General features: G+C 65.1%; 17 protein-coding genes. 15 read left to right on the forward strand and 2 right to left on the reverse strand.

From position 1 onward, the window contains the following. Position 1: 1 nt before the first annotated feature. Positions 2-586 carry a serine O-acetyltransferase gene (gene cysE / locus M3M28_RS05530; RefSeq protein WP_249387813.1) on the reverse strand — a complete coding sequence of 195 codons (585 nt, stop codon included), beginning with the start codon at positions 584-586 and terminating at the stop codon, positions 2-4. Between the two features lie 89 nt (positions 587-675). Next, positions 676-1,614: a cysteine synthase A gene (cysK, locus tag M3M28_RS05535; protein WP_249387814.1), complete on the reverse strand. Its 939-nt coding sequence runs from the start codon at positions 1,612-1,614 to the stop codon at positions 676-678. A 146-nt stretch (positions 1,615-1,760) separates the two neighbouring features. Between cysK and prmC the strand changes: the two genes are divergently transcribed. The 15 genes from prmC to M3M28_RS05610 all read left to right on the forward strand — a co-directional run bounded on the left by prmC (position 1,761) and on the right by M3M28_RS05610 (position 15,036). Continuing rightward, positions 1,761-2,600, forward strand: a complete 840-nt coding sequence (gene prmC, locus M3M28_RS05540) for a peptide chain release factor N(5)-glutamine methyltransferase (protein ID WP_249387815.1) — start codon at positions 1,761-1,763, stop codon at positions 2,598-2,600. Positions 2,601-2,613: 13 nt separating this feature from the next. Continuing rightward, positions 2,614-3,291, forward strand: coding sequence for an L-threonylcarbamoyladenylate synthase (locus M3M28_RS05545; RefSeq protein WP_249387816.1), 678 nt, complete (start codon positions 2,614-2,616; stop codon positions 3,289-3,291). Further along, positions 3,292-4,566 carry an MraY family glycosyltransferase gene (locus M3M28_RS05550; protein WP_249387817.1) on the forward strand — a complete coding sequence of 425 codons (1,275 nt, stop codon included), beginning with the start codon at positions 3,292-3,294 and terminating at the stop codon, positions 4,564-4,566. Beyond that, positions 4,563-5,015, forward strand: a complete 453-nt coding sequence (locus M3M28_RS05555) for a hypothetical protein (protein ID WP_249387818.1) — start codon at positions 4,563-4,565, stop codon at positions 5,013-5,015. Before M3M28_RS05550 ends, M3M28_RS05555 begins: the two co-directional genes overlap by 4 nt. 194 nt (positions 5,016-5,209) lie before the next feature. Beyond that, a complete protein-coding gene (gene atpB / locus M3M28_RS05560) occupies positions 5,210-6,007 on the forward strand; it encodes a F0F1 ATP synthase subunit A (RefSeq protein ID WP_249387993.1) in 798 nt (265 codons plus the stop codon). A gap of 104 nt (positions 6,008-6,111) precedes the next feature. Beyond that, positions 6,112-6,342 (forward strand): ATP synthase F0 subunit C, encoded by a 231-nt coding sequence (gene atpE / locus M3M28_RS05565; protein ID WP_249387819.1) that lies wholly within the window; start codon positions 6,112-6,114, stop codon positions 6,340-6,342. A 24-nt stretch (positions 6,343-6,366) separates the two neighbouring features. Then, positions 6,367-6,933 (forward strand): F0F1 ATP synthase subunit B, encoded by a 567-nt coding sequence (locus tag M3M28_RS05570; protein WP_249387820.1) that lies wholly within the window; start codon positions 6,367-6,369, stop codon positions 6,931-6,933. Next, positions 6,933-7,724, forward strand: a complete 792-nt coding sequence (locus tag M3M28_RS05575; protein ID WP_249387821.1) for a F0F1 ATP synthase subunit delta — start codon at positions 6,933-6,935, stop codon at positions 7,722-7,724. Before M3M28_RS05570 ends, M3M28_RS05575 begins: the two co-directional genes overlap by 1 nt. A gap of 45 nt (positions 7,725-7,769) precedes the next feature. Next, entirely contained in the window at positions 7,770-9,413 is a 1,644-nt protein-coding gene (gene atpA, locus M3M28_RS05580; protein WP_249387822.1) for a F0F1 ATP synthase subunit alpha, read from the forward strand. A 26-nt stretch (positions 9,414-9,439) separates the two neighbouring features. Then, the gene (locus M3M28_RS05585) at positions 9,440-10,336 is read left to right on the forward strand and encodes a F0F1 ATP synthase subunit gamma (RefSeq protein ID WP_249387823.1); all 897 of its coding nucleotides are present in this window, start codon (positions 9,440-9,442) and stop codon (positions 10,334-10,336) included. Between the two features lie 33 nt (positions 10,337-10,369). Then, entirely contained in the window at positions 10,370-11,836 is a 1,467-nt protein-coding gene (gene atpD, locus M3M28_RS05590; protein ID WP_249387824.1) for a F0F1 ATP synthase subunit beta, read from the forward strand. A 3-nt stretch (positions 11,837-11,839) separates the two neighbouring features. Continuing rightward, positions 11,840-12,115, forward strand: coding sequence for a F0F1 ATP synthase subunit epsilon (locus tag M3M28_RS05595; protein WP_249387825.1), 276 nt, complete (start codon positions 11,840-11,842; stop codon positions 12,113-12,115). Further along, positions 12,112-12,873, forward strand: coding sequence for a YaaA family protein (locus M3M28_RS05600; RefSeq protein WP_249387826.1), 762 nt, complete (start codon positions 12,112-12,114; stop codon positions 12,871-12,873). Before M3M28_RS05595 ends, M3M28_RS05600 begins: the two co-directional genes overlap by 4 nt. Positions 12,874-12,984: 111 nt before the next feature. Further along, positions 12,985-13,848, forward strand: coding sequence for a DUF5684 domain-containing protein (locus M3M28_RS05605; RefSeq protein WP_249387827.1), 864 nt, complete (start codon positions 12,985-12,987; stop codon positions 13,846-13,848). A 117-nt stretch (positions 13,849-13,965) separates the two neighbouring features. After that, positions 13,966-15,036 (forward strand): DUF4192 family protein, encoded by a 1,071-nt coding sequence (locus tag M3M28_RS05610; protein ID WP_249387828.1) that lies wholly within the window; start codon positions 13,966-13,968, stop codon positions 15,034-15,036. Positions 15,037-15,038 lie beyond the last annotated feature (2 nt).

The raw sequence follows: 15,038 nt of genomic DNA on the forward strand, positions 1-15,038 counted from the left end.
GCTAAATAACCCAGTCGCCAGCTTCGTGCAGGGCGATTCGTGACTGCGGTCGGTTGCGGGCGGGGATTCCGGTGAGCACCGACCCCGGCTGCGCCGACCGCGTTACGACAGAGTTGGCGCCAATCTTGGTGTCGCTACCGATCTCGATCGGGCCGAGCAGCTTAGCTCCCGCGCCGATCATGACTCGGTCGCCGATGGTCGGGTGGCGTTTGATGCGCTTGCTCGACACACCGCCAAGCGTAACGCCGTGGTAGATCTTTACGTCGTCGCCAACCACGGCGGTCTCGCCGATGACGACGCCCATGCCGTGGTCAATAAATAGGCGGCGGCCGATAGTGGCGCCTGGATGAATCTCGATGCCGGTCGCGAAGCGCGCGAACTGCGAGATCGCGCGGGCGAGGTACTTTTTGCCAGGCGTGCCAGTGACCCAGAAGCGATGCGCGACGCGATACGCCCAGACGGCATGGAGCCCCGAATAGATCGTCGCGACGGATGCGCGCGAGCGGGCCGCGGGATCGCCGTGTTGGGCGGCGGTGATGTCCTCGCGCACACCTCGGAAGAACTCGTCACCGGGAAGTCGAACCATGGCTGCTATTTTTCCACATCCGTTGGGCATGCAATCGGCGGGGCACGCGCAGTTGCGCGCCACCCCGCCGTTCACACTGCGGTGACGAGTTAGTTGCCCTCGCGGAGGTCGTCGAACAGCACGCTCGAGAGATAGCGCTCACCAGTGTCGCAGACGATCACGACGATGTTCTTGCCCGCGTTCTCGGGGCGGCGCGCGACCTGGAGTGCGGCCCAGACATTCGCCCCCGACGAGATGCCCGCGAAGAGGCCCTCCGACCGCGTGAGCTCACGTGAGGTCGCGATCGAGTCCTCGAGCGTCGTGTCGATCACCTCGTCGATGACCGACTGGTCGAGGATCTCGGGGATGAAGTTGGCGCCAAGGCCCTGGATCTTGTGGGGGCCGGCCTTGCCTTCGGTGAGCAGCGGCGAGTCCTTCGGCTCAACGGCGACGATCTTCACCTCGGGCTTGCGCTCCTTGAGCACCTGGCCCACACCCGTGATGGTTCCACCGGTGCCGATGCCCGCGACGAAGATGTCGATGTCGCCATCGGTGTCGTTCCAGACCTCTTCGGCCGTGGTCTCGCGGTGGATCTCGACGTTCGCCTCGTTCTCGAACTGGCTCGCGAGGATCGAATTCGGCGTGTTCTCCTGCAGTTCCTGTGCCTTCGCGACCGCGCCGCGCATGCCCTCGGGGCCGGGGGTGAGCACGAGTTCGGCGCCGAACGCGCGCATGAGCTGACGGCGCTCGAGCGACATCGTCTCGGGCATCGCGATGACGACCTTGTAGCCGCGCGCCGCGCCAACGGCGGCGAGCGCGATTCCGGTGTTGCCCGAGGTGCCCTCGATGATGGTGCCACCCGGCTGGAGGGCGCCGCTGCGCTCGGCCGCACGCACGATGCCCCAGCCGAGGCGGTCCTTCACGCTCGCGGTCGGGTTGTTGAACTCGAGCTTCGCGTAGACATTGGCGTCGGAGTCATTGATGCGGTTGAGCCGAACCAGGGGAGTGCCGCCAATGACTTCGGTGACGTCGTTGTAAATCTTGGCCATGTGAAGACTGCCTCTCAGAGTGTGGAAGCCGGGCACTACACCCGGCGGGCCGTACGGCAGTTATCCAATCAGCACTGCGTGTGCCACGCCTGGAAGCGCGTCACGATCCGTCACCTTGTGACGCCGCCTACAGTGAACGGGTGCGCATGGATGAACTACTCGCGTCGGTAGCCCGGCGGCTGACGCGATCGCAGTTGACGGCTCGCGATGCCGCGTTGCTCGTGGCGGCGGGCCTTGGTCGGTCGCTCGGCGACGTCGAACTGGCCAGGCTGCTCGGCAAATGCGTCGACGCCAGCGAAGCTCAGCGCATCCTCTCGCTTGCCGAGCGTCGTGCCCGGCGCGAGCCACTGCAGCACCTCGTGGGCAGCGCGCCGTTTCTCGAGCTCGAGCTCGCCGTTGGCCCCGGGGTCTTCGTACCCCGCCCCGAAACCGAGGTGCTTGTCGAGCGCGCGGCCGAGGAACTTGAGGGCGCGCCGGCGGGCCCCGTGGCCGACCTCGGCTCGGGCTCGGGTGCGATTGCGATCGCGCTGGCGCTCCGTGTGCCCGAACGTGCTGTGTATGCGTTCGAGGCCTCGCCCTATACCTGGCCCTGGTTGCGTCGCAATATTGTGGCGCTCGCGCCCGGCATCGCGCCCCGCTTCGGCGACTGGCGGGCTTCGCTCGACCGCATTGACGGCGACTTCGCGGCGCTCGTCTCGAACCCGCCCTATGTCCCGGCGCGGGAGATTCCGCGCGACCCCGAGGTGCGCCTGTTCGACCCGGAGACGGCGCTCTTTTCTGGTTCCGATGGCCTCGACGAGATTCGACGCATCGCCGAGGTCGCCGCCGTCCGGCTCCGACCAGGCGGATTCGTGGCCGTTGAGCATACGGAAGACCAGGGTGCGGCGATTCGGCAACTCTTCGAAACCCGCGGGCTGGTCGACGCGCACACGATCCAAGACCTCGCCGAGCGCGATCGCCATACGTTCGCACGTCGCCCCGACTAGACTGGGAGTCGTTATGCCAGATGTATATGACCTCGCCCAGCCGCAGCAACTCCTCGCCGGAATGCGCGAGGCACGCGGCGCGCTCGGGCGCGGCGACGTCATCGTGATGCCCACCGACACGGTGTACGGCATTGCGGCCAATGCCTTCGACGCGTCCGCCGTCGCCAAGCTCCTTGCAGCCAAGGGGCGCGACCGCACCTCGCCGCCGCCGGTGCTCGTCGCCGGTGCCCCCGCCATCGACGCGCTGGCGAGCGAGGTGCCCGCCGTCATCCGCACGCTCGTCGAGCAGCACTGGCCGGGTCCGCTCACCGTGATTCTGCCGGCGCAGCCGAGCCTGCAGTGGGACCTCGGCGAGACGCACGGCACCGTCGCCCTCCGCATCCCGAACAACGAGTTCGCGCTCGAGTTGCTCAAAGAGACCGGGCCGCTCGCCGTGTCGTCAGCGAACAAGCACGGCCAGCCGGCGCCCGCCAACGTGCAGGATGCGGTGGCCCAGCTCGGCGACGACGTGCAGATCTTCCTCGACGCCGGCGTGGTGGGAGGAGCGGCTTCGACCATCATCGACGCCACGGGCCTCACCGCGGCGGAGCCGCTGCCGGCCCGCATCGTTCGGGCGGGTGCGCTCTCGCGCGCCGAAATCGCGGAGGTGCTCGGCGACCAGCTCGAGCCCGATCGAGGGACCCTCGTCTAGGTGCTCTTTTACGCAAGGGTCATCCTGATCGCCGCGGCGTTGGCCTTCCTTGCTTCCTGGCTGGTGTACCGCGTGGCGATGCGCTATCGCTGGTACCCGGCGGTGCGCGAGCGTGACGTACACAGCACACCAAAGCCGCGGCTCGGCGGCGTGGCGATGTACTTCGCGTTTCTCGCGACGCTCGCGATAGCGACGCAGATCAGTTGGTTCCAGCTGGTGTTTGCGAACCCGACGAGGATCTGGGGCCTGATTGGCGCCGCGACGCTCATCGTGATCGTCGGTGTGATCGACGACATCGTCGACCTCGATTGGATGATCAAGCTTGCGGCACAGATTGTTGCCGGGCTGATCCTCGCATTTTCTGGGGTTGCGATCACGTCGCTGCCCATCGGGGGCGTGACAGTCGCGTCCCAGTGGATGTCGGTGCTCGCGACGGTGCTCGCGGTCGTGCTCGTGATGAACGCCGTGAACTTCATTGACGGCCTTGATGGCCTTGTCGCGGGCGTGGCGATCATCTCGGGCGGCGTGTTCCTGCTCTACAGCTACTTCCTCACCGAATCGCTCTCGTCGAGCCGATTCACCCTTGCTGCGCTGCTGTCGGCGCTTGTCGTGGGCGTATGCCTCGGGTTCCTGCCCTGGAACTGGAACCCATCGAAGATGTTTATGGGCGACGGTGGTGCGCTGCTCATCGGTCTGCTCATGGCCGCTTCCACCATCGCAGTGACGGGCGAGATCGACCCGAGCCTCATCAGCCGTGATGCCCTCATGCCGGCGTTCCTGCCGCTGCTGTTGCCGTTCGCGGTGCTCGTGGTGCCGCTTGTCGACTTCATTCTTGCGGTGGTGCGCCGCCTCAGCGCGGGCAAGTCGCCGTTCTCGGCCGACCGCAAGCACCTGCACCACCGGTTGCTTGACATGGGTCACACGCAACGCCGCGCGGTGCTGATCTTCTACGCCTGGGCCACGGTGGTCGGCGTCGCCGCTCTGCTCGCGTTCCTCGTGCAGCCCATCTGGATCTCGGGCGTCTTCCTCGTGCTCGGCATGATCGTCTGCACCATCCTCACGGTGTCGCCGATGTCGCTTCGCAAGCGACTCGAGGTCGAGGCGCAGCGCTCGCCCGAGCTCGATGACGACGCCCACGATCCGCTCGACGAACTCGGCGGCACGCAGTCCGACCGCGACCGCGCCGCCGACCCAGCCCCGGTTGCGCTCAAAGACCGCCTGCGCAATCTCATTCCCACCCGCTCCTTGCCGAACGACGACAAAGGAAACTCATGAGCTCCTCGACGAACACCCCCACCAGCGTGCCCGTAATGCGACGCGTGCTGAAGTGGTCGCTGCTGCTGACCCTGGCGATTGCCGTGGTTGGGGGAGTGATCGGCTACTTCGTCGCGGACTGGCCCGGAGTTTGGTCGGCGCTCGTCGCCGCCGGAGTCACCCTGCTGTTCACGGGGCTCACGGTGCTCTCGATCATCCTCGCCGCCCGATTTGACCCGATGTTCTTCATCGCCGTGATCCTCGGCATGTGGATCCTCAAGTTCATCGCGTTCCTCGGCGTGCTCGCCATCGTGAAGGCGTTCGACTTCACTCACGACTGGATGCTCTGGTCGACGATGATGGCCGCGATGGTCGGTCAGCTCGCGATCGACATCATCGTGGTGCAGCGCAGCCGTCAGCCGTATGTGAGCGACGTCGCCCTGCCGGGCGAAAATGACGACAAGTCGTAGATTTATTTCCGGAATCCGCCCCGGCGTGAGTGTGTGGGCTGTGAATTGTTGCTACAGTAATTAAGTCGAAAAACGCCCGTGGCCGTTCACCTGGCACAGCGTCGAAGACATAGCCGTCAACCGCCGCACGACCGCGATTCTTGAGTCGTGCAACGAGACAGGAGACCCCTCTGTACGCTTCGGCCTTGAACCTGATGACGGGAATCTCGTTGGCCTCCGGCGACGGAGGATTCCACGCGCCGAACATCGACGAGGAGCTCTTCCCTCCCGCACTTCTGTTTGACGGGACTCCGTTCGAGATTAGCCGGGTCATCCTCGTTCGTCTGATCGCTGTCGCAATCCTGCTGCTGCTGCTCTGGATCGCCTTGCGCCGGCCCAAGATCGTGCCGACGAAGCTCCAGTCGCTCGTCGAAATGGGCGTTGGCATGATCCGCGACGGCGTCGTGTTCGACATGCTGGGCGAGCGCATCGGCAAGAAGTACCTCCCGTACATCCTGACCGTCTTCTTCGGCGTGCTGTTCATGAACGTCACCGGTGTGATTCCGCTGCTCAATATCTCGGGCAACGCGCTGATTGGCATGCCCTTGGTGCTCGCAGTCTGCACGTACGTGGCCTTCATCTACGCGGGTATTCGCGAAGCGGGCGCGGGGACGTTCTTCAAGAACGCGCTCTTCCCCTCGGGTGTGCCGTGGCCGCTGTACATCCTGCTCACCCCCATCGAGCTTGTGAACACCTTCGTCGTGCGCCCCATCTCGCTCGCACTGCGACTCATGCTCAACCTCATGGTCGGCCACCTGCTGCTCGTGCTCTGCTTCTCGGCGACCGCGTTCTTCGTGGGTCTGATGAACGCCTGGAGCACGATGGGCATCCTCACCCTGTTTGGCGGCTTCTTCATGACGCTCGTCGAGCTTCTTGTGGCCGTGCTGCAGGCGTACGTGTTCGCTCTGCTCACCACGAGCTACATCCAGCTTTCGGTCGCCAAGGAGCACTAGCCGCCCGGCTAGCGCATCGCGCGAACGATTCCCCAATGAATCTCAACTGAATACCGACTGATCGCTCCAACCTGGCGCGATTTTCCAACCGGAAGGAAACCCCTGTGGACAACACCACGCTCGCCGAGATTTCGGGCAACATTGCGACCGTCGGCTATGGCCTCGCCGCAATCGGCCCTGGTATCGGTATCGGTATCGTCGCCGGCAAGACCGTTGAGGCCATGGCTCGCCAGCCTGAGATGGCCGGTCGCCTGCAGACCACCATGTTCCTCGGTATCGCATTCACCGAGGTGCTCGCCTTCATCGGCATCGCAACCCCGTTCATCTTCGGCTAGTAAGGCACTTCCAATATGGGCATCATGAACTACGGACCTGCCCTCGCGCAGGTCGGTGGCGGGAACTCGTTCGGCTGGGACCCCAGCCTGCTGATCCCTGCCACTTACGACATCTTTTGGTCGCTTGTCGTGCTCGTGGTGCTCCTGCTGTTCTTCTGGAAGTTCGTCCTTCCGCAGCTGAACAAGATGCTCGAGGAGCGGGCCGCCAAGATCGAAGGCGGCATCGAAAAGGCCGCCGCCGTTCAGGCTGAGGCTGACGCTCGTCGTGACGAGTACGAGAAGCTGCTGGCTGACGCCCGCACCGAGGCCGCTGAGATTCGCGAAAAGGCACGCGCCGAAGGCGAATCGATCAAGGCCGAGAAGAAGCAGGAGACTCAGAACGAGCTCGACCGCATGACGAAGTCGGCGAAGGAGCAGATCGAAGCGGAGCGCCAGTCGGCCATCGTTTCGCTGCGCCAGGAAGTCGGCACCCTCGCGATCGACCTCGCTTCGGGCGTGGTCGGAGAGAACCTCTCCGACGACCAGCGCTCCGCGGCATACGTCGATCGCTTCCTCACTGACCTCGACGAGAAGGCTGGGACGAACCGCTAATGCGCACTGCAACCAAGCACGCCCTCGAAGCCGTCAAGCGCGAGGTCGACACGCTCACCGCTGCGGACGCTGACTCGGCACGCAAGCTGTTCGATGTGGCGGAAACGCTCGCTTCGAACAAGCAGCTGGCCGTGGCGCTGGTTGACCGTAGTGCTGACGCGGCGGCCAAGCGCTCGCTGGCACGACGCGTGTTTGGCGAGCGGATCGGCATCGGCGCGAGCAACGTTCTCGACGCTGCCGTCGGTCAGAAGTGGCAGTCGGAGCTGCAGCTTGTGCAGGCGATCCAGGACGCCGGCGTTCGCGCCATCGCCCAGGTGAGCGGCGCACACGAGCGCATTGGCGCCGAGCTCGACCAGTTCCTTGAGACGATCTCGTCGAACGGCGAACTCGAGCTTGCATTTGGCTCCCGGCTCGCGGCTGGTCAGAGCAAGGTGGCGCTGGTGGAACGACTGTTCGCCCGCAGCCTCAGTGCCGAGACCCTCGACATCCTGCGATCGCTGCTGACGCTCCCGAGCTCTCAGCGCATCCGTCGCCTTGCCGCGACCGCACGCGAGAGCGTAGCGGACCAGGCCGGTCGGCAGGTCGCGATTGTCACGGTCGCTCGGGCACTGCCCGAGGCACAGCTGGATCGCCTTCGCGTCGCGCTCACGAAGCGCTTCGGCCACGACGTGGCCGTCAACCAGGTCATCGACCCCTCGGTAGTGGGCGGTATGCGTGTGGAGTTCGGTGACGAAGTCATCGACGACACCGCCGCAGCACGCCTGAAGAATCTTCGCCTGCAGCTCGCCTAGCAGCGCATCGAACGCGGGGCGACGCCCCAACGACAAGGGAAGAACATGTCAGAACTTACGATTAACCCGGAGGAGATCCGCAGCGCGCTCAGCGACTTTGCGAACTCCTACCGTCCCCAGGGCGCCGAGGCTACCGAAGTCGGAACCGTCATTTCGGCGGCCGATGGTATCGCCCGCATCGAGGGTCTGCCCTCGACCATGGCCAACGAGCTGCTGCGTTTCGCGGACGGCACGCTCGGCCTCGCCCAGAACCTTGAAGAAGACCAGATCGGCGCGATCGTCCTCGGTCCGTTCGGCGGCATCGTCGAGGGTATGGAAGTCACCCGCACCGGCGAGGTCCTCTCGGTTCCGGTCGGCGAGGGCTACCTCGGCCGCGTCGTCGACCCGCTCGGCGCACCCCTCGATGGTCTCGGCGAGATCACCGGCATTGAGGGCCGCCGCGCCCTCGAGCTCCAGGCGCCCGGCGTCATGGCGCGTCAGTCGGTTGAGGAGCCGCTCGAGACCGGCATTAAGTCGATCGACGCGATGATCCCGATCGGTCGCGGTCAGCGTCAGCTGATCATCGGTGACCGCCAGACGGGTAAGACCGCCATTGCGATCGACGCGATCATCAACCAGAAGGCGAACTGGGAGACCGGCGACCCCTCGAAGCAGGTTCGCTGCATCTACGTCGCCATCGGTCAGAAGGGCTCGACCATCGCTTCGGTGCGCGGCGCCCTCGAAGAGGCCGGTGCGCTCGAGTACACCACCATCGTGGCCTCGCCTGCCTCTGACCCCGCTGGCTTCAAGTACCTCTCGGCGTACACCGGCTCGGCCATTGGCCAGCACTGGATGTACGGCGGCAAGCACGTGCTCATCGTGTTCGACGACCTGTCAAAGCAGGCCGAGGCCTACCGTGCCGTTTCGCTGCTGCTGCGTCGCCCGCCGGGCCGCGAGGCGTACCCCGGTGACGTCTTCTACCTGCACTCACGCCTCCTCGAGCGTTGCGCGAAGCTCTCGGACGAGCTCGGTGCAGGTTCGATGACCGGTCTTCCGATCATCGAGACCAAGGCGAACGACGTTGGTGCGTACATCCCCACCAACGTGATCTCGATCACCGACGGCCAGATCTTCCTCCAGTCCGACCTCTTCCTTGCGAACCAGCGCCCGGCGGTCGACGTCGGTATCTCGGTTTCGCGAGTCGGTGGTGCGGCACAGCGCAAGCACATCAAGAAGGTTTCGGGCACGCTCAAGATCGACCTCGCGCAGTACCGCGACCTCGCGGCCTTCTCGATGTTCGCATCCGACCTCGACGACGCCACCAAGCGTCAGCTCGACCGCGGTGCGCGCCTCACCGAGCTGCTCCGTCAGGGCCAGTACAGCCCGTACCCGATCGAAGAGCAGGTCGTCTCGATCTGGGCCGGTACCAACGGCAAGCTCGACAAGATCGAGGTTTCTGACGTGCTGCGCTTCGAGCAGGAGTTGCTCGACTACCTCAAGCGAAACACCGACGTACTCGACCGTCTGCGCAACTCGGGCAAGCTCGAGGACGAGACGATCGCGGCGATGGACAAGGGCATCGACGACTTCACCGCGAGCTTCCGTAGCTCTGACGGCACGGGCATCGGTAAGCCCGGCCACGAAGAATTCGACGCAGCGGAAGCCGAGGACGTGAACCAGGAGCAGATCGTCCGCGGTAAGCGCAAGTAGTCGGCGACGGGAGCGAGAGGAGAACCATGGGAGCACAGCTTCGCGAGTACCGAGCCCGCATTAAGTCGGCTCAGACGATGCAGAAGGTCACCAGTGCCATGGAGTTGATCGCGACTTCGCGCATCACCAAGGCTCGTCGTCGGATGGAAGAGTCCAACCCGTACGCCCGGGCCGTGACGCAGGCGGTTTCGGCCGCCGCGACCTACGCCGACATCGACCACGTCCTGCTCAACGAGCATGATGAGGTCAAGCGTGCTGCGATCGTCGTGTTTACGAGTGACCGCGGCCTCAACGGCGCGTTCTCGTCGGGTGTGCTGAAGGAATCCGAAGAGCTGGCGACCATGCTGCGCGAGCAGGGCAAGGAAGTCGTGTTCTACCTTGTCGGCCGCAAGGCGGTCGGCTACTTCACCTTCCGCAGCCGCACGTTCGAGCAGGAGTGGACCGGCTCGACCGAGCAGCCGGTTTTCGGCACCGCCAAGGAGATCGGCAAGGCGCTCGTCGAGCGCTTCACTGACCACCACAGCACCGGCGGCGTGCAGGAAATCCACGTCATCTACAACCGGTTCGTCAGCATGGTGACCCAGGACCCGACCACGGTTCGCCTGCTGCCGCTCGAGGTTGTTGAGGGCGAGGCCGGCGAGTCGGGCATGGAAGACCTCTTCCCGCTCTACGACTTCGAGCCCGATCCGGCCTCTGTGCTTGACGCGCTGCTGCCGGTCTACATCGAGGCACGCCTGTTTAACGCCATGCTGCACTCCGCGGCGAGCGAGCAGGCCGCACGCCAGCGGGCAATGAAGGCAGCATCCGACAACGCCCAAGAATTGGTGCGTGATTACACCCGGCTTGCCAACAACGCGCGCCAGGCCGAAATTACGCAGCAGATTAGCGAAATCGTGAGCGGCGCGGACGCGCTCGCTTCCTAACCCGCGCTGAACACGAAGAAAAGGACACCTCAAATGACGACGAACGCGACGTTCGAACAGTCCTCGGCCCCAGCGGCCGCGGGCGTCGGTCGCATCGCTCGAATTACGGGCCCGGTGGTCGACATCGAGTTCCCGCACGACGCGATGCCCGGCATTTACAACGCCCTGAAGACGCAGGTCAGCATGGGCGACGAGAGCTTCGAGCTCACGCTCGAGGTTGCCCAGCACCTCGGCGATGACCTGGTCCGCGCCATTGCGATGAAGCCGACTGACGGCCTCGTCCGTGGCCAGGAAGTCACTGACACCGGCGGGCCCATCACGGTCCCCGTCGGCGACGTGACCAAGGGCAAGGTCTTCAACGTGACCGGCGACGTGCTCAACGACTCGATGATCAACGAGCCCTACGAGATCACCGAGCGCTGGCCGATCCACCGCGAGCCGCCGGCATTCGACCAGCTCGAGTCGAAGACCGAGATCTTCGAGACCGGCATCAAGGTCATCGACCTCCTCACCCCGTACGTGCAGGGTGGCAAGATCGGCCTCTTCGGTGGTGCCGGTGTTGGCAAGACGGTGCTCATCCAGGAGATGATCACCCGTGTTGCGCAGGACCACGGTGGTGTGTCGGTGTTCGCCGGCGTCGGTGAGCGTACCCGTGAGGGCAACGACCTCATCTACGAGATGGAAGACATGGGCGTGCTCGACAAGACCGCCCTTGTGTTCGGTCAGATGGACGAGCCGCCGGGGACCCGTCTGCGCATCGCGCTGACCGGCCTCACCATGGCCGAGTACTTCCGCGACGTGCAGAACCAGGACGTCCTCCTGTTCATCGACAACATCTTCCGCTTCACCCAGGCTGGTTCGGAGGTGTCGACCCTGCTGGGCCGTATGCCTTCGGCCGTGGGCTACCAGCCCAACCTGGCGGACGAGATGGGTCTGCTGCAGGAGCGCATCACCTCGACGCGTGGTCACTCGATTACGTCGCTCCAGGCCATTTACGTGCCTGCGGACGACTACACCGACCCCGCCCCCGCGACGACGTTTGCGCACCTCGACGCCACCACTGAGCTTTCGCGTGCAATTGCCTCGCGTGGTCTCTACCCGGCCGTCGACCCGCTGGCCTCGACCAGCCGCATCCTCGACCCGCAGTACGTTGGCGACGACCACTACCGCGTCGCGACCGCGGTGAAGCAGATTCTGCAGAAGAACAAGGAACTCCAGGAGATCATCGCGATCCTCGGTGTTGACGAGCTCTCTGAAGAAGACAAGATCACCGTGTCGCGCGCCCGCCGCATCCAGCAGTTCCTCTCGCAGAACACCTACACCGCGATTCGCTTCACCGGTGTCGAGGGTTCGACTGTGAGCATCAAGGACTCGGTCGAGGGCTTCGACGCCATCGTCCGCGGCGACTTCGACCACGTTGCCGAGCAGGCGTTCTTCAACGTCGGCGCGATCTCCGACGTGGAAGAGAAGTGGGCCCAGATGCAGAAGGAAATGAACTAGCGCATGGTCAACTCCGCAAACCAGCTGCACGTGACCGTCGTTTCGGCAACGGCCACCGTGTGGGAAGGCCAGGCGAGCCAGGTCATCGCCCGCACCGTCGAAGGTGAGATCGGCATCCGTGTCGACCACACCCCGGTGCTCGCGATCCTTGCCGATGGCAAGGTGCGCGTGAGCACCGCCGAGGGCAAGCAGATCCACGCACACGCCGCGGATGGCTTCCTTTCGGTGGCGAACAACGTGGTGACCGTCGTCGCCGGTGAGGCCTCCATTACCGAGTGACCTCGTCATTTCTCGTGCTATTGCCGCCGTCCGAAACAAAATCGGACGGCGGCAATCGCCGTCTCAGCAAGAAACTCCACTGGCCCGAGCTCGACCCCGTGCGGGCAAACGTGCGCGAGAGCCTCGTGCAGCTCGCGCACGGCGCACCCGACGCGGCACGAATGGCGCTGAAGATCTCGCCGAAATTGGCCGAGGTCGAGCTCGAGCGCAATCGCGCCCTCGAGGATGCGCCACGCAAGCCCGCGATCGAGCGGTACACGGGCGTGCTCTACGACGCGATCGACGCGGCCACGCTGACTCCCGAGGCCCGCGCCTGGGTTGACCGTCACGTTGCCATCCACTCCGCGCTGTACGGTCTCGTTATGGCCAGCGACCCGATTGCGGCCTACCGGCTGTCATACGACTCCAAGCTGCCTGGCGCGCCGCTGAAGCAGCGTTGGCGCACGCACATCGCCACCGCGCTGCGGGCGCACCGGGGGCCCATCCTCGACCTCCGCTCGAAGGGCTACGTCGGCCTCGGGGCCATTGACCACGGCACCGATCACGCCTGGGGCGATGTGAAGGAGCGGCTCGACGACGGGTCGACCCGCTCGCTCAACCACTTCAACAAGCAGAACAAGGGGCTGCTCATCCGGGCAATGGCCGAACGGTTCGCCGGCGAGCCCGAGCCTGCCTCGCTCGCCGAGGTAATGGCTGCGCTCGGCTCGTTCGCGAGCTGGGAGCGGCGCGCCGATGGTGTCGTCGATATCGTCCGCTGAGGGAGAGGCCGTCGTACTCGAGTTGTGACTTTGCGGCTTGGCGCCCTGTGGGCCATGTCGCCACGCTAGTGTCTTGACGTATCTCTCGTTGCGCACACTAGGAGCGAATCCATGTACGACTACAGCTTTGCCGCGTCGATCAGCGCGGGGGCGATCATCGGCGGTCTCGTCGTTGGGTTGCTTGCTTACGCACTCGTTGCCTTCTTCCTCATGAAGGTGTTCGAGAAGATGAACATTGAGGGCTGGAAGGCCTGGGTGCCCGTCTACAACCAGTGGGTGCTGCTCGAAGCGGGCGGCAACCCGGGATGGATCTCCTTGGCGTTCCTTGTCACCTGGATTCCGTTCCTGGGGCAGCTCGCGGCCATCGCCGCCGTGGTGTTTGTCGCGATCTCGGTCTACCGGATCGGCATCGGCTTCAACAAGGAAGGCGCGTGGGTGGTCCTCTGGATCTTCCTGCCCATCGTGTGGCTCGGCATCGTGGCGTTCGACAGCTCGAAGTGGCGTGGCCTGCCCGACGGCAAGCTTGCGGGCGCATCGGCGGCGGGCGCTAACCAGGGCGTTCAGCCGTACTCGACCACCGGGTACCAGCAGCCTGGTGGATATGCCCAGCAGCCTGGCGCATACCCGGCGCAGCCTCAGCAGCAGGGCTATGGCCAGCAGCCGCAACAGTTCGGCCAGCAGCCAGGACAGTACGGTCAGCAGCCCGGCTACGGGCAGCAGCCGAACCAGTACGGCCAGCAGCCCGCCCAGCAGAACCCCTACGGTCAGCAGCCCGGCCAGGGCGGTCAGCAGCAGAACCCGTATGGGCAGCAGCCCAACCAGGGTAGTCAGCAGAACCAGTACGGTCAGCAGCCCGATACTCCGGGCCAGGCCGGTTCGGCTGGCACGACCGGCTCGAACGGCGCCACCGATAACCCGTATGGCGGCTCGAACGAGAACCCTTACGGCGGCGGCTACGACCGCAATAACTCCTAGGAACCGTCAAGGTTCGCGATCGGGGGAGTTTTCCACAGATCGCGCACCCGCGAAGTAATCCACGGATTGCTCGGGCCCGTCAGCGTGCAGCTGGCGGGCCCTCCTAGTTTGTGCGGCATGACCTCTCCACGCATCCTCACCTCCATCCACGAAGTTCTTCGCACCATCCCCGAAGTGCTCGGCTTCACGCCGAACGAATCCCTTGTCGTCATCCCCTTCAGCGGCGGCCCGAGCAGCGCCATGATCCGTGTCGATTTGCCGCAGCCAGCTGGCGATGACGCCGAGGGATTTGGCCATGCCGTTCTTGAGCATGTGCTCCGACTGGGCGACGTCGAGCGGCTATTCTTCGCTGTCTTCACTGAGAAGGCCCACGCCGGCAATATTGCGCCGTACACCCTCGAACTCGAGACGCTCGCTCGGCGCTCGAAGCGGCTCGGCCTCCACGTAGTGGGCGGGGCCTGCGTCGCGAGCGACGCCTGGTCTGAGTATTGGGGCTCCCGCGGCGGGCCACGCGATGAGGTCGTGTCTGCGCTCGCGCCAGCCATCCCCGCTGATGTCGCCGAGGCGATCGAGATCGCTCCTGCCCCGGCCGCTGCGAGAACCCGGGTTGACGAGCTCCTGGCCGAGCACGCCCACCTTGCTGAGATCACCGACGACGAGGTGCTCTGCGCCTGGAACTTGTTCCTTGACGGTGCACGGTGGCTCGACCCCGAGTACGAGCCTATTCTCGTGGCGCTCGTCAGCCGCGGCCTGCGTCGCCTCCGCACCCTCGAACTCATCGTGGCAAACGGTGCGCTGGGTAGCGACATCAGCGAGCGCGTCGAAGCAATCTGGCTCGACCTCGCGGAGAACATGCCTGAGTCAGAGCTGACGGGCCTCACGGAGGTGTTTGCCGACTTCATCCCCGCTGACCTGCCACGGGTGGAGCGGGCGATCAGCGCGCTGCGGACCATCGCGAGCCACGTCAGCGAACGCGAGGCCCGCGGAGCGTTGGCCGCGCTTTCGTGGCTGAACTGTCTCGCCGGGCGTGCCTCCATTGCGAGCGAGTATGCGCGCAGGGCGCTGCGGGCGGGCCATCATGCGCTGGCTGCCGAGGTGCTCGAGCGCGTCGACCAGGGGTACGTGCCCGGATGGGTCGTTGGCTCCGGTTGTGCGGGGCCGACGCGCAGCGCTGTCGCCGAGGATTAGGC

Origin of the sequence: Gulosibacter sediminis (assembly GCF_023370115.1) — a bacterium.
In the GTDB taxonomy this organism is placed as follows: domain Bacteria; phylum Actinomycetota; class Actinomycetes; order Actinomycetales; family Microbacteriaceae; genus Gulosibacter; species Gulosibacter sediminis_A.